24 protein-coding genes are annotated in these 22,913 nt (G+C 51.2%); 3 read left to right on the top strand and 21 right to left on the bottom strand.

Going from position 1 to position 22,913, the window contains the following annotated elements:
* Nucleotides 1-10 precede the first annotated feature (10 nt).
* The 17 genes from MD273_RS17290 to MD273_RS17370 form a co-directional block, all read right to left on the bottom strand.
* Nucleotides 11-1,765, bottom strand: coding sequence for a DUF1302 domain-containing protein (locus tag MD273_RS17290; protein WP_239039045.1), 1,755 nt, complete (start codon nucleotides 1,763-1,765; stop codon nucleotides 11-13).
* 64 nt (nucleotides 1,766-1,829) lie between these two features.
* Entirely contained in the window at nucleotides 1,830-3,530 is a 1,701-nt protein-coding gene (locus tag MD273_RS17295) for an AMP-binding protein (RefSeq protein WP_239039046.1), read from the bottom strand.
* 21 nt (nucleotides 3,531-3,551) lie between these two features.
* Entirely contained in the window at nucleotides 3,552-4,568 is a 1,017-nt protein-coding gene (dmpG, locus tag MD273_RS17300; protein WP_239039047.1) for a 4-hydroxy-2-oxovalerate aldolase, read from the bottom strand.
* Nucleotides 4,569-4,580: 12 nt separating this feature from the next.
* On the bottom strand, nucleotides 4,581-5,516 hold the full coding sequence (locus MD273_RS17305; RefSeq protein WP_239039048.1) for an acetaldehyde dehydrogenase (acetylating): 936 nt from the start codon (nucleotides 5,514-5,516) through the stop codon (nucleotides 4,581-4,583).
* 21 nt (nucleotides 5,517-5,537) lie between these two features.
* Nucleotides 5,538-6,326 (bottom strand): 2-oxopent-4-enoate hydratase, encoded by a 789-nt coding sequence (gene dmpE, locus MD273_RS17310; protein WP_285229176.1) that lies wholly within the window; start codon nucleotides 6,324-6,326, stop codon nucleotides 5,538-5,540.
* Between the two features lie 14 nt (nucleotides 6,327-6,340).
* Complete coding sequence (locus MD273_RS17315) at nucleotides 6,341-7,207, bottom strand: alpha/beta fold hydrolase (protein ID WP_239039049.1); 867 nt, start codon at nucleotides 7,205-7,207, stop codon at nucleotides 6,341-6,343.
* A gap of 125 nt (nucleotides 7,208-7,332) precedes the next feature.
* Entirely contained in the window at nucleotides 7,333-7,983 is a 651-nt protein-coding gene (locus MD273_RS17320; protein WP_239039050.1) for a TetR/AcrR family transcriptional regulator, read from the bottom strand.
* 156 nt (nucleotides 7,984-8,139) lie between these two features.
* Nucleotides 8,140-8,877 carry a class II aldolase/adducin family protein gene (locus MD273_RS17325; protein ID WP_239039051.1) on the bottom strand — a complete coding sequence of 246 codons (738 nt, stop codon included), beginning with the start codon at nucleotides 8,875-8,877 and terminating at the stop codon, nucleotides 8,140-8,142.
* Entirely contained in the window at nucleotides 8,874-9,227 is a 354-nt protein-coding gene (locus tag MD273_RS17330; protein WP_239039052.1) for a non-heme iron oxygenase ferredoxin subunit, read from the bottom strand. The genes MD273_RS17325 and MD273_RS17330 overlap by 4 nt, the downstream gene beginning before the upstream one ends.
* Nucleotides 9,224-10,003, bottom strand: a complete 780-nt coding sequence (locus tag MD273_RS17335) for an SDR family NAD(P)-dependent oxidoreductase (protein WP_239039053.1) — start codon at nucleotides 10,001-10,003, stop codon at nucleotides 9,224-9,226. Before MD273_RS17335 ends, MD273_RS17330 begins: the two co-directional genes overlap by 4 nt.
* Nucleotides 10,000-10,899, bottom strand: coding sequence for a VOC family protein (locus MD273_RS17340; RefSeq protein WP_239039054.1), 900 nt, complete (start codon nucleotides 10,897-10,899; stop codon nucleotides 10,000-10,002). The genes MD273_RS17335 and MD273_RS17340 overlap by 4 nt, the downstream gene beginning before the upstream one ends.
* Before the next feature lie 17 nt (nucleotides 10,900-10,916).
* A complete protein-coding gene (locus MD273_RS17345; RefSeq protein WP_239039055.1) occupies nucleotides 10,917-11,411 on the bottom strand; it encodes an aromatic-ring-hydroxylating dioxygenase subunit beta in 495 nt (164 codons plus the stop codon).
* Nucleotides 11,412-11,447: 36 nt separating this feature from the next.
* Nucleotides 11,448-12,707 carry an aromatic ring-hydroxylating oxygenase subunit alpha gene (locus MD273_RS17350; RefSeq protein WP_239039056.1) on the bottom strand — a complete coding sequence of 420 codons (1,260 nt, stop codon included), beginning with the start codon at nucleotides 12,705-12,707 and terminating at the stop codon, nucleotides 11,448-11,450.
* Nucleotides 12,708-12,725: 18 nt separating this feature from the next.
* Nucleotides 12,726-13,931, bottom strand: coding sequence for an NAD(P)/FAD-dependent oxidoreductase (locus MD273_RS17355; protein WP_239039057.1), 1,206 nt, complete (start codon nucleotides 13,929-13,931; stop codon nucleotides 12,726-12,728).
* An 820-nt stretch (nucleotides 13,932-14,751) separates the two neighbouring features.
* The gene (locus MD273_RS17360) at nucleotides 14,752-15,543 is read right to left on the bottom strand and encodes a carboxymuconolactone decarboxylase family protein (protein WP_239039058.1); all 792 of its coding nucleotides are present in this window, start codon (nucleotides 15,541-15,543) and stop codon (nucleotides 14,752-14,754) included.
* Nucleotides 15,544-15,609: 66 nt separating this feature from the next.
* Nucleotides 15,610-15,972, bottom strand: coding sequence for a cyclophilin-like fold protein (locus MD273_RS17365; protein ID WP_239039059.1), 363 nt, complete (start codon nucleotides 15,970-15,972; stop codon nucleotides 15,610-15,612).
* Nucleotides 15,973-16,147: 175 nt separating this feature from the next.
* Nucleotides 16,148-17,083, bottom strand: a complete 936-nt coding sequence (locus MD273_RS17370) for an AraC family transcriptional regulator (RefSeq protein ID WP_239039060.1) — start codon at nucleotides 17,081-17,083, stop codon at nucleotides 16,148-16,150.
* 281 nt (nucleotides 17,084-17,364) lie between these two features.
* On the opposite strand from MD273_RS17370, the gene MD273_RS17375 reads away from it, so the two are divergent.
* Nucleotides 17,365-17,868 carry a (R)-mandelonitrile lyase gene (locus tag MD273_RS17375; RefSeq protein WP_239039061.1) on the top strand — a complete coding sequence of 168 codons (504 nt, stop codon included), beginning with the start codon at nucleotides 17,365-17,367 and terminating at the stop codon, nucleotides 17,866-17,868.
* Between the two features lie 57 nt (nucleotides 17,869-17,925).
* Here MD273_RS17375 and MD273_RS17380 read toward each other — a convergent pair whose 3' ends face one another.
* The 4 genes from MD273_RS17380 to MD273_RS17395 form a co-directional block, all read right to left on the bottom strand.
* The gene (locus tag MD273_RS17380; protein ID WP_239039062.1) at nucleotides 17,926-18,786 is read right to left on the bottom strand and encodes an aldo/keto reductase; all 861 of its coding nucleotides are present in this window, start codon (nucleotides 18,784-18,786) and stop codon (nucleotides 17,926-17,928) included.
* Between the two features lie 18 nt (nucleotides 18,787-18,804).
* Nucleotides 18,805-19,014, bottom strand: coding sequence for a hypothetical protein (locus MD273_RS17385; protein ID WP_239039063.1), 210 nt, complete (start codon nucleotides 19,012-19,014; stop codon nucleotides 18,805-18,807).
* Nucleotides 19,015-19,055: 41 nt separating this feature from the next.
* On the bottom strand, nucleotides 19,056-19,895 hold the full coding sequence (gene fghA / locus MD273_RS17390) for an S-formylglutathione hydrolase (protein WP_251068349.1): 840 nt from the start codon (nucleotides 19,893-19,895) through the stop codon (nucleotides 19,056-19,058).
* A gap of 71 nt (nucleotides 19,896-19,966) precedes the next feature.
* Complete coding sequence (locus tag MD273_RS17395; protein ID WP_239039111.1) at nucleotides 19,967-21,085, bottom strand: S-(hydroxymethyl)glutathione dehydrogenase/class III alcohol dehydrogenase; 1,119 nt, start codon at nucleotides 21,083-21,085, stop codon at nucleotides 19,967-19,969.
* A gap of 241 nt (nucleotides 21,086-21,326) precedes the next feature.
* Between MD273_RS17395 and MD273_RS17400 the strand changes: the two genes are divergently transcribed.
* Entirely contained in the window at nucleotides 21,327-22,196 is an 870-nt protein-coding gene (locus MD273_RS17400; RefSeq protein ID WP_239039064.1) for a LysR family transcriptional regulator, read from the top strand.
* Between the two features lie 118 nt (nucleotides 22,197-22,314).
* Entirely contained in the window at nucleotides 22,315-22,893 is a 579-nt protein-coding gene (locus tag MD273_RS17405; protein WP_239039065.1) for a Tll0287-like domain-containing protein, read from the top strand.
* Nucleotides 22,894-22,913 lie beyond the last annotated feature (20 nt).

The following is a 22,913-nucleotide window of genomic DNA, read 5'->3' on the forward strand; positions in this document are numbered from 1 at the left end:
AAAACGCTCCTTAAAAATCGACACCGAAACTGAGGGATACAAAGTCACGATCTGATTTGGTATTAAAATCACCACCAAAGAAGTCTGTGTAATTCAGGCTTGCGGAATATTTGTATTTATAGCTTGCAGAAATTCCGGCGCCGAATGCTTTATTACCCTCGGTGAAGGTAGGACCATAACCATTAACATCGTGAGCAAATGACATACTTGGCTTTAACGTCACCCCTGCCATGACATTCGGGTACTCGAGATTGCCCCGTACCCGGTAGCCCCAGGAGTGTTCGGTATAAAACCCATCAGTCGTGCACTTGGCGTTTCCACCACACGAACCATCAACTAATGGGCCCGTACCAAAGACTGTGTCTCGTCCAAAGCGAATGTCAGTTCCATTCGCGCTACCAAGGTCGTCGATCCTGCTGACGCCAACCTCACCAATCAGCGCTAACCGGCTCGCGCCTAGTACCTGGCTAAACAAGTGCACTGCAGTGATCTGAGCTTGAGTGAACGGTTTTTCCACCCATCCGGTTATTTCATCGCCAGGATTCAGAGATGCATATCCGGTGAGATACAATGGATTTACTGACGCCGAGCGGGCCTCAGCCGGAGTTAGAGTGGCACCTACCAAGTCAATGCCATTGATTTGCATAGGCATGTTGGGACGGTGACTTATTTCACCTGCTACCGAAGTTCCAGTTGAAGGAAGGAATGTTTGGAAGCTCACCCCATATAGCTCAATGTCTTCCGGGTAATCCACGAAGTACCGAGCACTAAGTTCAACTCCAGGATCCCCAGGAACAGGGGCACTCCCATCAACACTTAACGACGAGAGGTAAGGTGCTCTACTATGATAATTCATCGCATAAAAGCCAAACTCAGTACTATTGAGTTGCTCTGCGAACCATTTCAGGGCTATGCCATACTGCCCATTATCACTGGGACTTCGATCACCGATACGCGGGAAAAAGACTTGAGTCTCTGGATCTAAATCTCCTCCGCCACCAACAACCGCTCGGTCACATCCTTTTGGAACTAGGTCTGTTCCAGAAAAGAACGTTCCGCAGTTATCTAGAACAATTTCTCGCCAGTTAAGCTGATAAAAGGCCTCGAACGATAAGGACTCATTCAGTGAATGGGAAATAAAGGCCATGTTAACTGGGATCAGTGCTTCCTTAAGTTCAGCACCTGGCCTTCGAAGAGCGCTTAAGTTGACCGGATTAATAGAGTTAATCGAGTTGGGAATGAACGTACTTTCGCCCCAACTGACTACTTGTTTTCCGAGACGGGCACTACCAGACATCTCAGCGAACGAGTAATCATGATAAACATATGCATCAAGTATCTGCGCTCCTGCAGACTTAGCAGCCGTTAGTCGGCCTTCATCACTAATGTTATATAGCTCTTGATCCCCATCCTTTAGTTCAAAGTCGTACCAATAGTTTCCCCTAACGAACAAACCACTGTCTCGCCAAGATAGATTGAGATCATGCACACCCTTGAAGACATTCGACACCAGATCACCAGAACGGAAATTTAGGCGACCATCGTCACCAACCATTGTGACGCCATCGCCACCATTTCCTGCGCCAATCAATGCAGGATCAGGAGACTCTGTAGACCACAAAGCGCCTAAAGATAGGGATGAATCGAGCTGCCCTCTCACTTCACCGCTCTGAAATGTCAAAGCTTGACTAAAATCAGCGCTACCAAGTGCAAGGACAGAGAATCCTAATGAAGGAACTAACCTTCTCATCTTGTTCTTACTCATCATTTACCTCATTATTTTTGTGCTAATCAGGATGTTTTTTTATTTAAAATGATTCTCAATCGACCTAGGTGAAATCTTGCTCGCGATACTCTCTGCTTACATTCAGCTCTAAGCTCTCATCTCTTTTCTCAAATTTTCTTAAGTCCACCCTCCTTATCTTGCCCGATATGGTTTTTGGGAATTCATCAATAATTTGAATAAATCGCACTCTTTTATAGGGGGCCATATTTACGGATATAAAATTAAAAATATCTTTTACGACATCCTTTTCTTTTTCCGATGCAGTTTCCGAAAGCACCAAATAGGCTTTCGGCAAATACAACCGAACCGGATCCTCAACTGGAATGACAGCAACCTCTACAACGGCAGGATGTTGCATCAAGATACTTTCAAGCTCGAACGGGCTTATTCTGTAGTCTGATGACTTGAAAACATCATCTGCCCTACCAATAAAAGTGATGTATCCTTCCGAATCCCTAGAAGCGGTATCACCCGTGCGATAAAAACCCTCAGCCATGACCTGATTGGTTTTTTCGGGGCTGTCCTCATAACACAACATCAAGCCGGTTGGCTTATCATCTATCTTGAGAGCGACCTCACCCTCCTGGGCAGGAATCCCTTGCTCGTCTAGGAGAACAACCTCATATCCAGGCAACGGCCGCCCCATTTTTCCGGGCTTGACGCGTTGCCCCGGAGTGTTACCAATGAGAGCTGTGGTTTCTGACTGGCCATACCCATCTCTTACAGTAATTCCCCATGCCTTCTGAATTTTCTGAATTACCTCAGGATTCAAAGGCTCGCCAGCTCCAACCAATTCCCTCAGTTCAAGTCGAGACTTAATAGCACCTAGATCTTCTTGAACCAGCATCCGCCAGACCGTCGCTGGGGCACATAAAGTATTAACGGGATATTTCGTTAATACGCTCAAAAGCGACTTAGCACTAAAACGACTGGAGTTGTATATAAAAATACATGCTTCCGCGTTCCATGGAGCAAAAAAACAGCTCCAAGCATGCTTTGCCCATCCTGGCGATGAGATATTCATATGTACGTCATTAGGCTTTAGCCCAATCCAGTACATAGTGGTCAAACTTCCTACCGGGTAACTTTGATGCGAATGAAGAACCAGCTTAGGCTTGGAAGTTGTCCCTGATGTAAAATAAAGTAAAAGGGGATCCTGCGATAAAGTTTTCTCTTTTGGTTTAAAGTCTCCTTTGAATTCACTCGCTAATTTATATGAAATCCAATCATCGCGGGTCAAATCTGGATCGACACAAATCGCAGAGGTAATTCCATCCAAGCAGCGCTCAAACTTATTGAGGTGTTTGGAGTTTGTAATCAGAAACTTCGCACCTCCACGGTGAACTCGATCTAAAAGATCTTCTTCAACTAACAGTTCCGAAGTTGGAATTATTACGGCGCCGATTTTCATGGACGCTAACATAACTTCCCATAGGGCTACTTCGTTCCCGAGCATCAGCAAGACTCTATCGCCCTTGCTTACTCCATGGGCTTCAAGGAAATTGGCCACCTGATTGGAGCGACGCGATATCTGGTCGAAGCTATAAACATCGTCATCTCCTTCATCATTTATGATGTGGAGCGCCGGATTATGGTTGCCGCTCGCAATATAATCGAAATAATCTAAAGCCCAGTTAAATTCGCCAAACTGTGGCCATTTAAATTGATCAACGGCATTTTCGTAATTAATTCTTTGTGAGATCAGAAAATTTCTTGCTTCCAGAAACGTATTGTTTTTGTTCATGACAAATATTTCCTATTCAGCTCACTTCAGGAGATCTAGCGCCACATCCACAATCATGTCTTCCTGACCACCCACCATGCGGCGGCGGCCAAGCTCTACCAGAATGTCCACGGTTTTCAGGCCATACTTCTGCGCCGCCACCTCGGAGTGACGCAGGAAGCTGGAGTAGACACCGGCGTAGCCCAGCGCCAGGGTCTCGCGATCCACGCGAACCGGACGGTCCTGCAGCGGGCGCACGATGTCGTCGGCCGCGTCCATCAGGGCGTACAGGTCGGTGCCATGCTCCCAGCCCATCTTGTCGAAGGCGGCGATGCACACTTCCAGCGGGGCGTTGCCGGCACCGGCGCCCATCCCGGACAGGGACGCATCAATACGGTCACAGCCCTCTTCCACCGCCACGATGGAGTTGGCCACACCCAGGGCCAGGTTGTGGTGGGCGTGCATGCCGGTCTCGGTTTCCGGTTTCAGCACGTCTTTCAGCGCCCGGAAGCGGTCGCGGATGTCGTTCATGTTCATGGCGCCGCCGGAGTCGACCACGTAGAGGCAGGTGGCGCCGTAGTCTTCCATCAGCTTGGCCTGCTCGGCCAGGCCCTGCGGGGTCTGCATGTGGCTCATCATCAAAAAGCCGACGGTGTCCATGCCGAGTTTTCTGGCGTGCTCGATGTGCTGCTTCGAGACATCCGCCTCGGTGCAGTGGGTGGCCACCCGCACGATCCGGGCACCTGCGTTGTAGGCGTTGTCCAGGTCGTGGACGGTGCCGATGCCGGGCAGCAGCAGAGTGGCGATCTTGGAATGGGTGACCACTTCCGCAACCGCCTCGATCCACTCCAGGTCGGTGTGGGCGCCGAAGCCGTAGTTGAAGCTCGAGCCCTGCAGGCCGTCGCCGTGGGCCACTTCGATGGAATCCACCTTGGCCTTGTCCAGGGCTCGGGCGATGTCCTGCACGTTCTTGATCGAGTACTGGTGGCGGATGGCGTGACTGCCGTCGCGCAGGGTCACGTCGGAGATGTACAGTTTCTTGCCGGGGTTATAAGTCATGAGTCAGTCTCCTCACTTGACCAGCGATTCGGCGATGCGCTCGGCGGTGCCCAGCGCGGCGGAGGTCATGATGTCCAGGTTGCCGGCGTAGGCCGGCAGGTAGTGGGCGGCGCCCTCCACTTCCAGGAAGACGGAGGTCTTCAGGCCGCTGAAGCGGCCCAGGCCCGGGACGTTCATGGGCTGGTCTTCGGGGATGTCGTCGAACTGTACCTTCTGCTTCAGGCGGTAGCCCGGCACGTAGCTGTTCACCGCCTGGACCATCTCCTCCACGGAGGCTTCCACCTCGGCCTTGTCGGCGGCGTCGGAGAGCACGTAGACGGTGTCGCGCATCAGCAGCGGCGGTTCTGCCGGGTTCAGAATGATGATGGCCTTGCCTTTCTGGGCACCGCCGACCACTTCGATAGCCTTGGAGGTGGTTTCGGTGAACTCGTCGATGTTGGCGCGGGTGCCCGGGCCAGCGGACTTGGATGAAATGGACGCCACGATCTCGGCATAGTGCACCTTGGCGACCCTGGAGACCGCCGCCACCATCGGGATGGTGGCCTGGCCACCACAGGTGACCATGTTGACGTTGCCTTCGGACAGGTTCTGCTCCAGGTTCACCACCGGCACGCAGTAGGGGCCGATGGCCGCCGGGGTCAGGTCAACGATCTTGATGTTTTCCTTGTGACCGCGCAGGAACACCTCGTTGTGCATGTGCGCCTTGGCGGAGGTGGCATCAAAGACGATGTCGATGTCGGCGAACTCCGGCATCTTCACCAGGCCGTCTACGCCCTCGTGGGTGGTGGCCACGCCCATGCGCTGGGCGCGGGCCAGGCCGTCGGATTCGGGGTCGATGCCCACCATCACACCCATCTCGATGTGCTGGCCGTTGCGCAGGATCTTGATCATCAGGTCGGTGCCGATGTTGCCCGAGCCGATGATGGCGGCTTTGATTTTCTTGCTCATGATTCTTTCCTGTTGCTTCTATCAGTCGAACCGCACGGAGCAGCTGCCGATACCCGCCAGCGTCATCCGTAAATTGTCACCGGCAGTGACCGGCACCATGGCGGACAGGGCTCCGGACAGAATCACTTCTCCGGCTTTGAGAGACATGCCAAGCTCGCCCAAGGTATTGGCAAGCCAGGCGACGGCTATGGCTGGTGACCCCATGGTTGCTGCTCCAGCGCCGGTACCTACTACCTGACCGTTTTTTTCAAGCACCATGCCAGTCGTGGACAACTCAAGATCTCGGTGATCGACCAAACGGTCACCCAGCACAAAGACACCACAGGAGGCGTTGTCAGCCACCGTGTCCTGAATCCGGATCTTCCAGTCGCGAATGCGTGAATCGACAATCTCAAAACACGCCATCACACCTTCGGTGGCTCTAAGCACATCAGCCACACTGACGCCAGGGCCGCTCAGGTCCTGTTTCAGGACAAAGGCGATTTCACCCTCGGCTTTCGGCTGGATCAGGGACTTCATGGCAATCGACTCACCCTGGTTAATCACCATCCGGTCCGTCAGCTGACCGAAATCCGGTTGGCTAACGCCCAGCATGTCCATGACAGCCTGGCTGGTAACGCCGATTTTCTTGCCAATAACTTGTTCACCCAGGGCTAATCTCTTACCAAGAAACAGTTTCTGTATTTGATAAGCATCTTGGACGGTTAGCTCTGGGTATCGATCTGTAATACTGTCAATTGGCATAGAGCCCTGATAAGCAGAAAACAGCTCTTTTGCAATCTGCTCACAATTGTTGGCACTAGAATTCATATTTGCGCCTCAACTTACTCTACTTTTCCAAACTTGAAGAAATTCGTTGTTACCTCATTGAACTCTTCTGGCGCTTCATACTGCGGCCAATGAGCAGACTTTGACTTCATCAAATAAACGTGGCTTCCCTGAATCTTTTCTGAGGCAGAACGCGCGGTTTCAATATCATGAATAGGGTTGTCTTCAGTCCAGAGAAAAAGTGTTTGGCACTTTATTAGATCCAGCGGAATCAAAAAATCATCATGCTTTTCAATGATTTTTGTGATTAGCGGTGCGACCTTAACTGTTTCTGGTTTTAGATAAATTCCGAGCCTTAGGTTAACCAGTTCCTCATTGATCAAATGATGGTTACTTTCATGCATCAGCCAATGCATTCGAGCTTCAACAGACTCATAATTTGGAACACTATTTATATTTCTTTTGTTTAGCTCTATAAGTTTTTCAAGATCATTTCTTCCTTTTTCTGTCGCAATTGGTAAACCTGCTGCAGTATTGAGCATTAAACGATCAACACGATCCGGATACTTTGCTGCAAAGTGGGCTGAAGTCCAGCCTCCTAAAGACTCCCCTGACAAATGCGCCTTTTCGATGCCCAAGGTGTCCATCAATTCCTTCAGCTGATCTGCCAAAACGATTGGCGAATATTCCATTTCTTTCTTGGTGGACAAACCGTGACCAACATAATCAAAAGCTATGACATGAAAGTCCTCTGACAAAGCGATGATATTTTTTGCATATGCTTCGAGGTGACCGTTTATCCCATGCTGAAAAAGAATAACCTCTTTATTTTCCTTGCCAGCCTCTGCAATTCGAATATCACCGAAACTGGGAGTTGAAACAAAACGAATCTCAGTGCCCAACATGTCTAGCCATAAGCTCATATAAAAATCTCCTAAATTCGACGCACGACGGTATGCCCCGAGCTTCAACAAGCCCAGGCTGGTTCATCTTAAAAGGGGAGTAATGTAAGCGCCCCGTTTTCTAGAGGCGCCCCAAGATTGAAACTTTACGCTTTCTGTTTGAGTTCTTTTCGGAGTAGATTTCCCCAGAACTCTGCTTGCTGTTTTACGTGCTGTGGATCTACGTGCAAGAGCTGTCGAACAGCCAAGCCACGAAACAAACAATAGGCTGAAGAAACAATATTTTCCGCCAAGCTCTGATCTATCCCTCTCTCCACAAAAACTTTGACCCACTCTATCTCCAAGGGCCTTCGGTTTTCCCTGGATAATTCCTGAACTTGTTGACCAAGAGACGCGTTGCCCTCTCCCACATTTAGTAAGCTTAGTGCCATAGAAAAATAGGGACCAAGAAAGAAATTCTCGCCATCCTGAAACAACGCTGCAATGAGATCGCTCTCCGGTCCAAGCGAATTTATTAGCTTGAATGTATCTTCTCGCGAATCTGAATAAACCTGCTCCAAAGCAGCTAACAAAAGGCTTTCTTTGGTCGGAAAATGATGCGTCTGCGCCCCCCGGGAGACCTGCGCTTTCTCCGCGACTTCGTTTATCCGGAAGCCGGCATACCCTTTCTCCTGCAAAAGAGAAATGGCCGCCGCTAAAATTTGTTTGCGCGTAGCCTTGCGCCGCTGCTCCTGGGTGCGTCGTGGCGAAGGTTGCTTGGTCTTCGAAGCGTTTGAATTTGTGCTGGTCGTGCTCATTCGCATCCCACTCTCTAATATATAAGGACTCGGTAACGTCACCTTTCACCTCGGTCAGTGTAGTTAGCAAAGCACCGACCGCGATGCGAATCTTAGCATCAACCAATACGTAGGTTCTGCGTAGCCACGACAATCCAACGTTATTCACCCCCGCCTTCATGCCCAGACCTCACTCTCAGACGGAAACGCCAGGCTTTCATCCAGGGGCTCCGGATCATCTGCAGTCAGGTATTCCCAGAGTCTTTCAAACACTCTCCCCGACGATACCTGGCGAGCCAACACTTCATCCTTTGAAAGCAGCGATTGGCTTAAATCATCAGAAAGGTCACTGACATATCGCTCAATCCTAGCTGCGTCCTCAAGACACCAGGCTTTACACATGGCCTCTTCAATACTTCCACCAACAGTCACCGCGCCGTTTCCACGCATAACCAACGCATCTTCATTAGCTATCTCCATTGCCAACTCGTCTGCCAAGGAATCATCACGAAGGAGACGTGGATCATCCCAAAACTGACAATCGGCAATGAAAGCCCCAACCCCATGACGAGGCTTAGGAACGCGCCTTAACGTGGATAAGGCCATCGTAACGGGAGGCATAACCCGACATATCCCGCCCACATCTTGACGCCGGGCATAAATTCTTTGGTGAATTCTGACCTCACCGAGAACGCCTTTGGGCAAAGGTTGATTGACATTCACAATGACCCCATCGTCATGTGAGCCAATCTGCCCCATGGGTTTTGCCGCACAGACCAAAAAAAGGTTCTCATCTATTCGGGCACTACAGTGGCCCCAAGCCCCAACCAGCCCATGGCGGGCAAGCGCCCTCGAAACAAGACGAACACGCTGCTGCAAAACCGCAAGTGGTTGGCGCCCTGCAGGTAGACTCATGACCGATCATCCTCTACAAAAATCTGGTCACCCTGAACCTCAACATTCCATGTTTTAAGGGGTACCGTGCAGGGCATTCCACAGGCCTTACCTGTTCGAATGTCAAATCTACCAAAGTGCCAGGTGCATTCTATTTCCTCACCCTCGACCATGCCGTCTTCCGAGAGCGATGCCTCACCATGCGTGCATCTGTCATCGGTCACATAAATATCACCGTCGAGGTTATAGACAGCAAGTTTATGACCATCCGGTAGCTCGGCCTGCATAACGTCTCCGGGCTCTACCTCGGAGACAGAACAAATCGGAACCCACTTGTTAGTATTATTGGTAGCTATTATCTGCTGATTCATAGCATTGTGCTCCCACCGTTTACACTCAGAACTTGACCAGTGATAAAAGATGCATCTGGCAGCGCGAGATAAGTCACTGCTGAAGCGATCTCATCCAACTCACCCGCTCGACCCAAGGGAATTACATCGATAAATTTTTGAGCCAACTCTGGCTGTGACTCCAGAAAATGGGCTAGCTGGGGCGTTGCAACCGCACAGGGAGCAACGGTATTTACCGTTACGCCATATTGTGCAAACTCCCTTGCTAATCCAGTTGTCAGTCCGTGAACACCGCCTTTGGCCGCGTTATATCCAGCGTGGTCGGGCAATCCATTGCGAACAGAATCAGCTCCAAGGTTGATGACGCGACCGTATTTACGGTCCCGCATGTCGGGAATAAATTCCCTGGTGCACCAAATCACGGTCCACAGGTTACGGTCTACCGTCTGCTTCAACGTCTCGGCTGTGTGCTCAAGGAAAGGAAGAATCACACCCCCACCAGCACAGTTAACCAATATATCCACGGGCCCCAGTTCCGCTCTTGCGCGATTCCCAAGCTCTTTCACCGTTGACTCATTAGAGAGATCCCCAACGAAATGGGCACAGTTAATGCCATATTCCGATGTTAACTCCCCACTTAACTTGTCAAGTTTCTCTTCAGAGAGGTCGGCCAGCATCAGATTGACGCCTGTGTAAGCTAGCTGCTCCGATATTGTTCGCCCAATCCCTTGGGCGGCTCCGGTAACAACGGCCACTTGTCCCTGAAGACAACCTTTCGACCAAGAATGCGCCCTCATAGCGCCTCCTCGATTGGGCCACCCACACCAAATAGCGGGTCAGGCACTGCCCCCCAGGTATCCAATGACTCAGGAACTGCCTCAAGCATACGAGGCTCCCTAGCATCGACCTCTGGAAATTCTTCCATCCCGAAGCTGTATTCGAGTGTCGTGCCATCGGGATCAAGAAAATAAATGAACACACTGTTAGAAGGAGGATGCCGTCCCGGGCCGTAAACTATCTTGACGTCATTCTTTTTGAGTCGATAAAGGGCCTTACCAACATCATCAATATCCGTCACCATAAAGTTGATGTGGTGAAGACGATTCTTGCTAGAGGGGCCAACCGCAAATGTGTGATGGAATGGATTTGGAAAACACCGCATAAAGCAGATTCGGTCTTCTATGAAATCCGAAATTCGAAACCCGAAATTCTCGACAAATGACTCACAAGCTGAATCAAAGTTCTTACTTCCAATGACAACGTGCCCGAGGCGAGCGATCTTCGCCACTGTAGGGACAAACTCAGTCGCCATTTGTGTAATGCTGCTAAAAAGCTCAACTGTTAAACCACTGACGGGCTCCTTTACCCTGAAGGTTTTACCTTGCTTATAAAACTTTCGCTCCTTTTCCTCTACCCATTCGGGTGACATGTTCGATTGATCAAAGTATTCAAAGGCGGACTCAAGATCAGAGTCTCTCTCAACTTCAAATGCAACTCTCTTAAGCCCTGGTTCCTGCGATTGGCACAAAACAATATTGTGATGATCTTTACTACACCTAAAGAATGCAACCTCTTCAAATTCATCTACGAGGTCGAGGCCAACAATATTTTTATAAAATTCTACGGATCGTTTTACGTCCGTGACGTTCACCGCAGCATAAGCTAGCTTTTTATATCGAAATGGAACAGACATACAGAGAACTCCGCATCCTAAAGAATGATACTTACACGACCATGAGGCCTAAGGCCGTCCAGATCCAAGCGGCAAAGTTTTTCCCGTATTTTCAAAACCCCATTTTCTCGACATATACGGTAATAGTTACTTCCAATGTACGGATCAGTATTTCCGCCTTTTGTCCTAAATGTTACAACTGCTGCGGAAACTTCAGCTTCGTCATTATCCGTATCAATACTTCGGATCCTTACATTGCTCACTAAATGACGGGTTTTGGATCTCGGATACTCTGAGTGAGCCGTTTTCTTCATCAGCCGAGTCACTCGCTCCTCCATTCTCAGCCTGTCATCAGCAATGTAGAAAAGGGAGTCGTCTGCTTTTGCGTCTTTCGGCAAATCAGTGGATGGAACGTAGTAAGATGCGTCCTTCGTATACAGGTCTAGCCACTCCTTTAGCTTCCAATCATCCAGCAAGTCTGCCTCAAGGAACAACAAATCTTCGATTTCGTTTCTATTGAATTCTTTTGACATAAACGCCTCACACAATCTTAAAAGCGAAGAAATAATTTAGGACTCAGCTTTCATGTAGTTATTCCACTGACTCCAGAAAACCCTCATCTGAAGCTCATCGTCATAGGAAGGTGATTCCAATCCCATTCCCTTTGAAATATCATTCCATTCCACCAACTTAAAATTTCGATACCCCGTTTGGCAGGACTCAAGTGCTTCAACATCATCAGGGGTAGCAAATCCACCAGGACCAAGAAATTCAAGGAAGTTATATAAACGATATTTCCTAGCCCACTCGGTTTCCTGATTGGGCGCCAACGCCCATCCATTGACTACCATATAGCCGGGTTCCGAAGGATAAAAAGTACGAACAGTCACAGCCATGATGTCGTTAATGACGAGGTTGGGAAAAATCAAAAGGTTTCTATTTTTATTGGCGATTCGATGTGCAATATCCTCACCATGGAGCTCGACCAGCCGGCCATAGATCTCCTGCATTTCTTTTTTCCCTTCTTCTCCAAACAGAGGAACCCATTGAGCAATTGGGCGTCCCCACGGAGCTGAATATTCAAGAACCGCATGGCCATTGCCCAAATCATGGCTCTTACCTTCGAGGGCAACGTCCGTTAGACCGCCGTTAGTATTCATCAGGTAATCAAGGTAACTTGCGTGAGTTGTTACTGCGTGATAACCATCGATGCTATTTTCGACGAGAAGTTTCCAGTTCGCCCGGATTGCATACTCTTGGGAACCATCAACGACACCCATGCCTGATTCAGAGTGGCTCGCAATTAGGTCTAAATACTCCCTCGCACCCGCAAGATACTCAGGCAATGGAATAATGTCCGGGTCAAAACTAATAAAACAAAATCCAGCGTAGACATCGAAACGCGGAACTGATGCAAGGTCACTACTACCATCATCATTAAATTCTGTGTCGTAACTCTCTTTACCAGGTTGATTTTTCAATTTTCCATCACAACCAAAAACCCAACCATGATAGAAGCATTGGAAGTTTTTACTATTGCCCGAAGATTCCCGGCAAACGGTAGCGCCACGATGAGGACAGGTATTCAGTAGCGCATTCAGATTTCCTTTAGTATCGCGCGTCAGAATGATGTTTCTCTTTGCGACCGTCCTTGTAACGAAGTCGCCTTTTTTCTTCACTTCAGACTCGTGTCCAAGATAGAGCCAACACTTATCGAATACTTTTTCATATTCCTGATCGAAAACATCGCTTTCTACAAAAGCCGACCTGGATACATGGAACGTATTTCTATCTCGGTCGATTTTTACGTATTCTTTTTGATCTTTCATGACTTTAACCTCAATAATTTATCTAATCTCACACTGTTTAATATTGACGGAAGAATCCGCCAGAAGATTGGCGTCAAGCTTTGAACCCTTTTGGATCCATTTGCGCGCAAAAGCTATATCTTTAGGACTATTGAAAGAAATACACCCGACGAGCTTCGAATCTTTATCCAATGCGAATTCGGAAAATTTCTGAGACTCTGAGGACAATCGAGCAACTTTATGATCCGAAGCACATGTCCCGACGACTTGTAGATTCAAATCACCTTGGTCCGACCAAAACCAGGTTAATTTGTCGTATGGTTCTTCTTTTCCAATGATGTTTCTTGCAACGGTAACAGCATGTTGTTGTGCATTAGCCCACGTTTCGACTCTCCCGAAAGAGCTGTATTGAGGCTGAGAGGCGATATCACCAGTGGCAAAGATATTGGGAATCAAAGTACGACCATAACGATCAACTCGAATTCCGAATTCATCAGTGATCCCCAAAGCTAAAAATGGCTCACTGTTTGGAATAACACCTACAGCGACCAAAACCTTGTCAGCCATTAGTGTTGTACCGTCCGACAGAATTAATTCACCTTGATCGTCGACTCGTTCCACAACGACACCAAGCTTGAATTTAATCCCTTTTTCAGAATGAATTTCTTGCAGAAAATTTGATGTTCGATGGGTGAGGCTTCTGGCCATCAACCGATCTGAAGCTTCGATGACTGTTACATCACACTCCTTGACTAACGCAGCGGCTGCTACCTCAAGCCCGATTACGCCACCACCGATAATTACTAGCTTTTCTCGATCATGGATGAAGGATTTGATCTTCTGGGCTTCTTCAAACGTGCGTAAGTAAATGATGTTCTCGCCCTGGATATTCGGCAGAGCTCTCGGACGCACGCCAGAGGCAATGATCAAAAAGTCATACTGCAGGCTCTGCCCGCTGTTCAGGACAACAGTTTGTTGGTCCGACCGGACATCAATGACCTTGCGCCCAAGAATCAGAGTAATGTCTGACTGCTCAAATTCAGCGTAAGTATGGATCGACTTAAGATCGTAGTTGTCTTGAAGGAGCAGCTCTTTCGATAACTGTGGCCGCTCGTATGGCAAGTGACGCTCTTCCCCTATAAGGGTGATAGCTCCCTTAAAGCCATCTGCTCTTAGCTGCATTGCTGAGGCTGCACCTGCTTGCCCAGCGCCGACGATAATTACATGTGCATCTTTAGTGCTCATCTCGCACTGACCTCTGTTTTTATCTTTATAAACTTACAGACCGTACAGTCTGTTTGTTTTGGTAAGATTCGCATCGGAACTGATCCATGTCAAGAATTCTCGAGAAAAAAGTTGACGGATTGACTTTGTCAGTCGCGCGGAGCCCGCTTTTCAGCCACTAACCGATTGATTTCCGGACTTTTTCGGCCCCAATCTGCCCCTAAGAGTCTAAGAAGCTCATGGAATCGGGGCTTTGAAGCTCTGTTGTGCGACCGGAGGAATACGCCGCATACACGTCAACAATTTGGGTGGTTCGGAGCGGCTGCGCGCTTAAGGCAGTAGCTGGTTGGTATGATGAATGAGCTTTATCCTGGCACTGTGGGTAGGTCGAAAGTGAAGAGAGGAACTCCCCCTCCTCACTTTGGCGTGCACCATTCGCCGTAATCGGCATCTTTCCAGAATGTAACGTTTTGGGGGAACAGAGGAGGTTTCGAGGCGGGACTAATCCGAATCACATGGAGTGGATCAAATTTTTGGAAGCGACTCCAACCCCGCAATTTGAAAATCCGCAAGTGGATTATTGATATAGAAATCAAAGTTTGGTTGGGCTAATTCCCCGTTCGGTGTCAGAAGACTTTTTGTTTTGTGTACCCAAGCCCTGTCTCGATTCAAGCATGTGAAAAGGGGGTATATTAGGGGGTACCTTTTTAGATTCCTAAAATTTTACGCGTACTTTCATGAGCTTATATTAGAGAAGGAGTCCTGCCGGGGGTACCACAATCCTTTCCAGCCAATTTGAATCAAGCCCTCCCCTTCGTCCAGAGCCACCCCGCAACGTCACTCAGCGTTCGGCAAATACCTGCTTAACCACCGGCATTGCCGAGAACACATTCGGCCAGCCCGCATAAAACGCAAGGTGCGTGAGTACCTCAGAGGCCTGCTCCTTGCTCAGACCATTGTCCATCGCCTTGTTCAGGTGAAAAGGAACCTGCTCAACCTTTCCGGCAGCGATCAGTGCACTCACTGTGACCAGGCTGCGGTCTCTTGGTTCGAGCCCCGGCCTTAACCAAAGATCCAGAAAAAGTGTTTTTTCCGTGTAATCAACAACACCCTGTGATACTTCACCATAGGTGTCCTGTACAAACGCCTGTCTTTTGGCCTCGGCTTCCTTGTCCAGCGGCAACAGCTCTGGCGAAACCGAAGGCAGCCGGGAAGCCTCGATCCCTCGCTTTGCAAAGACATCAGCCGTGACCGCGACCGCAGACATGGCGTTTCCCCAGCCCGAGTAGAAGGCAAGGTGGGTAACCAGTTCGGAGATCTCTGAAGGTTTTACCCCGTTATCCAGGGCCAAACGAACATGGTAGGGCATTTCAATTTGCTGGTTTCGTGAAATCAGGGCGGCCAGGGTGACCACGCTCCGATCTCGGGGTGACAGACCCGGCCTGCTCCAAACCTCCTCAAGGACAAGGTTTTGCGTATAAAAGGCGAGCGCGGGCGACACCGACTGGACTTCCGCGGTCGTGGGCGCACTTGATGGTAATTGAAGGTTGGGGTTTGCAGCCGAGTCCTGAGCAGTCGCTGGGCCCGACATGCAGAGCGCGAGTGGAAACAGAGTTTTGGTCAATCTTTTCATGACAGTTTCTCTCTTCAAGTAATATTGGAATGTCCGAACTCTGGGAGAGTGAGCCCTGATGCCGGGTCAGTCGGCTCGGGAAATGGTCGCAGTGAAGGTTTCTGTGTGCGTGAGCCGCTCAAGCCCCTTGGTCACTGTCCCAAGATTAATGAGGGATCTGGCGTAGCCGAAATCCCGGTAAAAGATCGCCAGATTTCCCCAGGGCGCGTAGTAAGTGAAGCTACCCACCGCCGGGTCGAACCCCTTCGGTGAGCCCTCGGTCGACAGACGGTTCGGAAGGTCACTGACCTTTTCAATACCGTGATAATCCTTGAATGTCAGCGTCAAAGGCAGTTGCGCCACGAAATCTCTGGTAGCGGCGGAATCTTCCAGAGCGACTTCGACGGTCTCACCATCAATTTCCATAATGATCTGCGTTTTACCAGTCATGGATTCACTCCCTGAGGGTTCCGGGTTGGCGTCAGCGGAAACCATCCCCGAGTAACGGATGCAGACAAGCAGAAGGAAGACCTTCGAGACGCTCGATGGAGATATCATTGATCGCCCCTCCAAACGCTACGCTGTCATTTCACAGGTCAGTGGGTTCGTTATTGCAAGGAATCTGCTAGGCAGATTGCTGCACCAGTTTCCGTATATCCTGCATAGGAGGGGCACCAAACATGCGGCTGTATTCGCGGCTGAACTGTGATGGGCTCTCATAACCGACCTGGAATGCCGCTCTCGAAGCATCCAGGTGTTCTGTCAGCATTAGTCGCCGAGCTTCACTCAGGCGCATCCGCTTCTGAAACTGCAGCGGCGTCATGGAAGTCATTGCCCGAAAGTGGTGATGAAAAGCAGAGACGCTCAATCCCGCCCTGCTTGCCATATCCTCGATTTTCATAGATTCACTGTAGTGCTGCTTCAACCACTCAATGGTGCGAACAACGCGATAACCGTGCTGGCCCGAAGCTGCGATCTGACGAAGCCGGGCGCCCTGGTCACCCATCAGTAAACGATAGAAGATTTCGCGCTGGATCAATGGCGCCAGAGCAGCAATGTCTTCGGGATGATTGAGCAAGTCCAACAACCGGTTGAAGGCGTCAAGCAAAGGCGCGGTGACACCACTGACAGCGATACCGAGCGAATTTGCTCCCGGGCGCCCCGCTGGCGCCGGATGCTCCAGCACAAGCTGGGAGAGAGTCCTGAGGTCGATTTCCATTGTCAGCCCCAGGTATGGACTTTCAGGGCTGGCGTCAATGATCCGCGATACGACAGGCAGATCAATCGACGTGATCAGGAAATGGCTGGCGTCATAGACGAACGTATCTTCACCCACAACCACCTGTTTGCGCCCCTGTCCGATCAGGCAAATGCTTGGCGCGAGCATATAACTGGTTGGCTCGGTAGGGTGTTCCCATCGATGAAGGCTCAGCCCCTGCACTTCCGTATCCAATCGATTGCTGCCGGCCGTTAAGAGGTCAATCTTACTGGCCAGGCCGATCGCTCCTCGGTCCTCTCCTGAAACTATTTTCGAGGATTCAGACGGTCTGATGCTGCCCATTTGTTTCTGTCCTCCGACTCTGACAGTTGCACCCCGAACGTGCATTCGCTCCACACGCTGTAGGAAACCCTGATTCAACCTCATTACGTCGCCCGATTTCACCTGTTTCCAGTTTAGCGCGGAGAATCAGGCAAGAATTCGACAGAATCGAGATAAGTCCGCGCAGGCCGAGAGTATTGGGCAATAAACCAACAGGATCTTGATAGAGGCGGAATAACGCCAGTGCTCTAATCAATACACACCGCTTAAAGACCCTGCAACGCACTTACGGAGACTGCAACATGCACAGAAAATTGCCCCTCAAAGCAGCCCTGTTGGCCACGCTCAGCCTGACAGCCGGATCAAACGTCATGGCTGAGCAGGCTCACTCTCAAATCCATTACTCAGCCGATTCGCAGAAATCCTTCGCCGGCCCCCCGGATCTGTTTACCGGTGACGTGCAAGTGGAGATTGTTTTCCCGAGCAATGAGGTCGCCCACTATTCCGGTGCCTACGTCACTTTCGCGCCCGGCGCCAGAACCGCCTGGCACCTGCATCCTGCTGGTCAACACATGATCATCACGGATGGCACGGCATTGACCGGTACCCGCAATGGAGAGGTCATCAGGTTCCAGGAGGGCGAGGCCGTCTGGTGCCCACCCGAACTCGATCACTGGCACGCTGCAACCCCGGATGCGCCGATGACGCATTTTGTCGTCACCGCCAGTAAAGACGGTGAGAACGTCATCTGGAAAGAACCAGTTACCGATGAACACTACGAGGCAGCTGTGGCTGCAAGCGAGTAACCGCAAAGCCCCCTCCTGCTCGGAAGGGGGCATTTTTACAGTCGATTCAATAGAACATCAGTCCTGCCGGAAAACCGGAAATTCGCTGGCTTCGCCGTAATCCTTGATTTTCTCCAGACCACCAAGCGTCTCCATGTCACGCTCATCGATAACAAAGTCGACGTCAGCATTGTTTTTCATGTGGTCGGGCTTGGCGGTTTTAGGCAGCGGCAACAGCCCCAACTGCAAGTCATAGCGGATACACAGCTGCGGCACGGAAACATTATATTTCGCAGCCATGCTGACGATCGCCTCATTCTTGAACAACTCCCCGTGACCAACCGGCGAATAGGCCTCAACCAGCATTCCTTTCTCACGCGAATACTGAATCAACTCAGTCGGCACATTGCTCACATGGGCCAGAATCTGATTGACCATAGGCGGTACGGTGCAGGCATTCAGAATATTGTCGATGTCCTGTGCCTGGAAATTCGAAAGGCCAATCGCGCGGAGTTTACCGGCTTTATAAGCGTCTTCGAGCGCGCGCCACGCGCCCTGGTTCCCCTCGATAAACCGGTCATTTCCGCCAAAGTCTCCCCAGGGCTGGGGACTGTGGATGATCATCAGGTCGATGTAGTCGAGCCCCATTCGCTCGAGGGAGGCGTCAATTGCGGCGGCCGCGCCCTCATAGCTCTTATATTGTGCTGCCAGCTTGGTGGTAACAAAAATCTCTTCACGGCTGATGCCGCTGGCCTTGATACCGGCCGCAACCTCGGCCTCATTTCCGTAATCCTGGGCAGAGTCGATGTGCCGATAACCAATGCTAATGGCATCCTTGACGGCTTGTGTGGCGCTCTCCCCCTCAATCATCCAGGTACCCAGCCCAAGCTTCGGAATCTCAACGCCGTTCGAAAGTGTATAGGTCTCTTCAACAATCATATTTGTGGCTCCTCGGTATCACCTGAAAAAAATCAGTATTTGCTGATCGACTGGATTACAACCAGACCAAATCGGGCGCAATTCATCGTCCAGATTTTCAGCAAGATTCGGCAATTCCTGAAGACACAAAACTCGCGCTTTTTTGCCTAAAACTCCTGGTTCAAATACTTCTGCGTTTTCTGAAAACCAACAGGCACACCCGTCGCATTCTCCACTCAGCGCCCGCATTCATTTCCTTTCATCGGCCTAGCCTGATCGCCAGCCCTCGGTCATTTACTGAGGTTGGCCGCATGGAAGCGCAGATGCTCTTCGATAAAATTGGCGATGAAATAGTAGCTGTGGTCATAGCCTTCGTGCCGACGCAGCTTCAGTGGGTAATCGCTGACCTGCGCGGCCGTTTCCAACATCTCTGGCCTCAGCTGTTCAGCCAGAAACCCGTCTGCTTCGCCCTGGTCTACCAGAGCAGGAATCTTCTGTACCGCTTCACGCATGAGAACACTGGCATCGTAAGCGCGCCAGCTCTGGGTATCTTTGCCGAGGTAAGCGGCGAAAGCCTTTTTTCCCCAGGGGCAGTTCACCGGGTTACTGATGGGGCTGAAGGCTGACACTGAACGATATTGCTCCGGGTTGCGCAAGGCGACCATCAACGCGCCGTGCCCCCCCATTGAATGCCCGGCGATAGCCCGTTGATCGCTGACCGGAAAGGTCGACTCAATCAATTGTGGCAGCTCGTTAACCACATAATCGTACATCCGATAGTGACGGTTCCAGGGGGCCTGAGTCGCGTTCACGTAGAAACCGGCACCCTGCCCCAGATCATAACCCTCATCATCAGCGACGCCTTCACCACGGGGACTGGTATCCGGCGCCACGATTGCGATACCCAGTTCCGCGGCGACCCGCTGTGCGCCAGCCTTCTGCATGAAATTTTCATCGTTACAGGTCAGCCCTGACAGCCAGTACAACACCGGCACCTTCTGGCCCCTGGATGTCTGTGGTGGCAGGTAGATAGCGAACCGCATGCTGCAGCTCAGGGTCTCCGAGTGGTGGCTGTATTGCTTGTGCCAGCCGCCAAAACTCTTATTACAGCTCAGATTTTCGATACTCATGGAAGATTCCCGGGAAACGATGTGCTCACAGCCCTGCCCGGTGCCGGAGAGCGGCAGGGCTGTGATGGCGATTATTTGTCGAAATGGATCACGCTGCGGATGCTCTTGCCCTCGTGCATCAGTTCAAACGCTTCATTGACCTCGTCCAGCCCCATGGTATGGGTGATGAAATCATTGAGTTTGAACTCACCCTGCAGGTAACGTTCGACAATACCGGGAAGCTCGGAACGGCCTTTGACACCACCAAAAGCGGAGCCTTTCCAGACCCGACCCGTTACCAACTGGAACGGGCGGGTGGAGATTTCCTGGCCGGCACCGGCAACACCGATGATGACGGACTCACCCCAGCCCTTGTGACAGCACTCCAGGGCCGAGCGCATGACATCCACGTTGCCGATGCACTCGAAGGAATAGTCCACACCCCCGTCGGTCAACTCGACAATCACTTCCTGAATCGGTTTGTCATAGTCTTTCGGGTTGATGCAATCGGTGGCTCCCAACTGGCGGGCGAGCGCGAACTTGCTCTCGTTGATGTCGATACCGATGATGCGGCTGGCCTTGGCCATCGTCGCACCAATGATGGCAGACAAGCCGATACCGCCCAGACCGAAGATCGCCACAGTGGCGCCCTCCTCTACCTTGGCGGTGTTCATTACAGCCCCCATGCCGGTAGTGACACCACAGCCCAACAGACAAACTTCTTCCAGTGGCGCGTCCTTGTTGACCTTGGCCAGGGAAATCTCGGGTAGCACCGTGTACTCGGAGAAGGTGGAACATCCCATGTAGTGGTGGATGGGCTTGCCGTCTTTATAGAAGCGGGTAGTGCCGTCCGGCATCAGTCCCTTGCCCTGGGTTTCACGCACCGCCTGACACAGGTTGGTCTTGCCCGAGGTACAAAACTTACACTCGCCACACTCGGCGGTGTACAGCGGGATCACATGATCTCCTACCTGCACACTGGTGACACCTTCACCCACCTGCTCGACAATGCCGCCGCCTTCATGGCCGAGAATGGCCGGGAAAATACCTTCGGGATCATCACCGGAGAGCGTGAAGGCGTCGGTATGACAGACGCCGGTGGCCACGATGCGGACCAGCACTTCTCCGGCCTTCGGCGGCATCACGTCCACTTCTTCGATGGACAGGGGCTGACCCGGTCCCCAGGCTACGGCGGCTCTGGATTTGATCATCTCGGTCATCAGGACTGTTCCTACCTTTTATCAGTGAATTAACGCAGCAGTCATGCCGTGTTTTGGTAAAAAGGTATGGTATCCATGCCACCAGAAATGATAATCCGGTAAAATATAAAATGACTTTTTCCATACGGTAATAATCAAGCCCGGCACAATCGCCTGGCGCCCGGCGGGCGTTATCTGGTTTTATCGGAAGCTATGCCGTGCCGATCTCAATCTCTGGTGTGTGGTGGAAACAATGTTCAACTGGGAAGGCGTCAGTGAATTTGTCGCGGTTGCCGAGGCGGAGAGTTTCACGGCTGCAGGCAAACGATTGGGGATATCAACGGCCCAGGTCAGCAGGCAGATCAGTGCACTCGAGAACCGGCTCTCGGCCAAACTGTTCTACCGGACCACCCGCCGAGTGTCAGTGACAGAAGTGGGCAATATTTACTACCAACACTGCCGGCAGGTATTGGACGGTTTGGAGGAGGCCGAGCGCGCCATCACGAATCTGCAGAGTACGCCAGCCGGAAAACTGAAAATAACCGCTCCGGTCACTTACGGTGAAAGTACCGTCGCCCCTCTGATCAACAATTTCGTGGCGAAATACCCCGACCTGGATGTCAGGTTATACCTGACCAACCAGACTCTGGACCTCGTTCACGAGGGCTATGATCTGGCCATCCGCCTGGGCAAGTTGACCGACTCAACGATGATGGCAAAGCGACTGGGCTCACGAACCCAGTATGTCTGCGCATCACCCGACTACCTCTCAGCCCAAGGGGTACCCCACTCGCTGTCAGAGCTGGCGCAGCATAACTGTCTGCGAGGGACCCTGGACTATTGGCGTTTTCAGGAAGATGGAAAAGAACGCAACATCAAGATCAAGGGCAACATGGGCTGTAACAGTGGACGTGCCCTGGTTGATGCGGCACTGAAAGGCATCGGCATCGTCCAACTGCCGGATTACTACGTCTTGCCTTATCTCGAATCCGGTAAGCTGGTATCGCTGCTGGACCATCTTCGCGAACCGGACGAAGGTATCTGGGCGCTGTACCCGCATAACCGATACCTGTCCCCCAAGGTGCGCATGCTGCTTGATTACCTGGGTGACGAGCTGAGGTAACTGCTCCCGCCCCCTCCAGCCATGACAAATCGTCGCAGCCCTGCCCTGGCTCAAGCCCGCCCACCGATCATGTTATATACTTATTCCCTACCAGTAATCGCAACAGGGAGGAGCCCCAATGGCCAAAAAAACTATCGCGGCGGCCACATTACTTTCGATTCTTTCAATACCTGTTATGGCCCAGTCACCGGCACCAACGACCGATGAACTGGTTTCCGAAGCCCGCTCGAAGGTAAAGGCATTCGGGGGCTCCCTGAAACAGGCCCTTCAGGCCGCCATCAAGGAAGGCGGCCTCACCAACGGGATCGGGGTCTGCAACACTGTCGCGCCTGAAATTGCCGCCAGCAACAGCAATGAGGCGTGGACTATCAGCCGGACCAGCCTGAAGGTCAGGAACCCGGATAACGCACCAACGGAATGGCAGAAGTTGCAGCTGCTGGCAATGGACAAGCAGCCGATGAAGAACGGCAAGCCTGTAGAAGTCTGGCAGGTTTCGGAGGCCGCCGGACAGCCACCCTTTCAGTACATGAGCGCCATTCCTACCCAGGAGCTCTGCCTTGGCTGCCACGGCAAATCAATTGATCCTGGCGTCAAAGCAAAACTGGCGGAGCTGTACCCGAACGACCAGGCCACCGGTTTCTCCGCGGGTGACCTGAGAGGTGCTTTCGTGGTGACCTATCAACCATCCACGAAGTAATCCTCAAGCGCATGCTGCCC

The sequence above is a fragment of the Marinobacter sp. C7 genome, from assembly GCF_022343555.1.
In the GTDB taxonomy this organism is placed as follows: Bacteria; Pseudomonadota; Gammaproteobacteria; order Pseudomonadales; family Oleiphilaceae; genus Marinobacter.

What these genes read in the sequence shown, in the direction of transcription:
- MD273_RS17380 (WP_239039062.1), bottom strand. Translation starts at nt 18,786, where the DNA reads ATGATTGTTGAAGAGACCTATACACTTTCGAACGGCGTTGAGATTCCG.
- MD273_RS17290 (WP_239039045.1), bottom strand. Translation starts at nt 1,765, where the DNA reads ATGAGTAAGAACAAGATGAGAAGGTTAGTTCCTTCATTAGGATTCTCT.
- dmpE (WP_285229176.1), bottom strand. Translation starts at nt 6,326, where the DNA reads ATGAATTCTAGTGCCAACAATTGTGAGCAGATTGCAAAAGAGCTGTTT.
- MD273_RS17365 (WP_239039059.1), bottom strand. Translation starts at nt 15,972, where the DNA reads ATGACTGGTAAAACGCAGATCATTATGGAAATTGATGGTGAGACCGTC.
- MD273_RS17305 (WP_239039048.1), bottom strand. Translation starts at nt 5,516, where the DNA reads ATGAGCAAGAAAATCAAAGCCGCCATCATCGGCTCGGGCAACATCGGC.
- MD273_RS17370 (WP_239039060.1), bottom strand. Translation starts at nt 17,083, where the DNA reads ATGGGCAGCATCAGACCGTCTGAATCCTCGAAAATAGTTTCAGGAGAG.
- MD273_RS17320 (WP_239039050.1), bottom strand. Translation starts at nt 7,983, where the DNA reads ATGAGCACGACCAGCACAAATTCAAACGCTTCGAAGACCAAGCAACCT.
- MD273_RS17360 (WP_239039058.1), bottom strand. Translation starts at nt 15,543, where the DNA reads ATGAAAAGATTGACCAAAACTCTGTTTCCACTCGCGCTCTGCATGTCG.
- MD273_RS17395 (WP_239039111.1), bottom strand. Translation starts at nt 21,085, where the DNA reads ATGATCAAATCCAGAGCCGCCGTAGCCTGGGGACCGGGTCAGCCCCTG.
- MD273_RS17400 (WP_239039064.1), top strand. Translation starts at nt 21,327, where the DNA reads ATGTTCAACTGGGAAGGCGTCAGTGAATTTGTCGCGGTTGCCGAGGCG.
- MD273_RS17355 (WP_239039057.1), bottom strand. Translation starts at nt 13,931, where the DNA reads ATGAGCACTAAAGATGCACATGTAATTATCGTCGGCGCTGGGCAAGCA.
- MD273_RS17325 (WP_239039051.1), bottom strand. Translation starts at nt 8,877, where the DNA reads ATGAGTCTACCTGCAGGGCGCCAACCACTTGCGGTTTTGCAGCAGCGT.
- MD273_RS17335 (WP_239039053.1), bottom strand. Translation starts at nt 10,003, where the DNA reads ATGAGGGCGCATTCTTGGTCGAAAGGTTGTCTTCAGGGACAAGTGGCC.
- MD273_RS17375 (WP_239039061.1), top strand. Translation starts at nt 17,365, where the DNA reads ATGCACAGAAAATTGCCCCTCAAAGCAGCCCTGTTGGCCACGCTCAGC.
- MD273_RS17330 (WP_239039052.1), bottom strand. Translation starts at nt 9,227, where the DNA reads ATGAATCAGCAGATAATAGCTACCAATAATACTAACAAGTGGGTTCCG.
- fghA (WP_251068349.1), bottom strand. Translation starts at nt 19,895, where the DNA reads ATGAGTATCGAAAATCTGAGCTGTAATAAGAGTTTTGGCGGCTGGCAC.
- MD273_RS17315 (WP_239039049.1), bottom strand. Translation starts at nt 7,207, where the DNA reads ATGAGCTTATGGCTAGACATGTTGGGCACTGAGATTCGTTTTGTTTCA.
- MD273_RS17295 (WP_239039046.1), bottom strand. Translation starts at nt 3,530, where the DNA reads ATGAACAAAAACAATACGTTTCTGGAAGCAAGAAATTTTCTGATCTCA.
- MD273_RS17350 (WP_239039056.1), bottom strand. Translation starts at nt 12,707, where the DNA reads ATGAAAGATCAAAAAGAATACGTAAAAATCGACCGAGATAGAAATACG.
- MD273_RS17345 (WP_239039055.1), bottom strand. Translation starts at nt 11,411, where the DNA reads ATGTCAAAAGAATTCAATAGAAACGAAATCGAAGATTTGTTGTTCCTT.
- MD273_RS17385 (WP_239039063.1), bottom strand. Translation starts at nt 19,014, where the DNA reads ATGCGGGCGCTGAGTGGAGAATGCGACGGGTGTGCCTGTTGGTTTTCA.
- dmpG (WP_239039047.1), bottom strand. Translation starts at nt 4,568, where the DNA reads ATGACTTATAACCCCGGCAAGAAACTGTACATCTCCGACGTGACCCTG.
- MD273_RS17405 (WP_239039065.1), top strand. Translation starts at nt 22,315, where the DNA reads ATGGCCAAAAAAACTATCGCGGCGGCCACATTACTTTCGATTCTTTCA.
- MD273_RS17340 (WP_239039054.1), bottom strand. Translation starts at nt 10,899, where the DNA reads ATGTCTGTTCCATTTCGATATAAAAAGCTAGCTTATGCTGCGGTGAAC.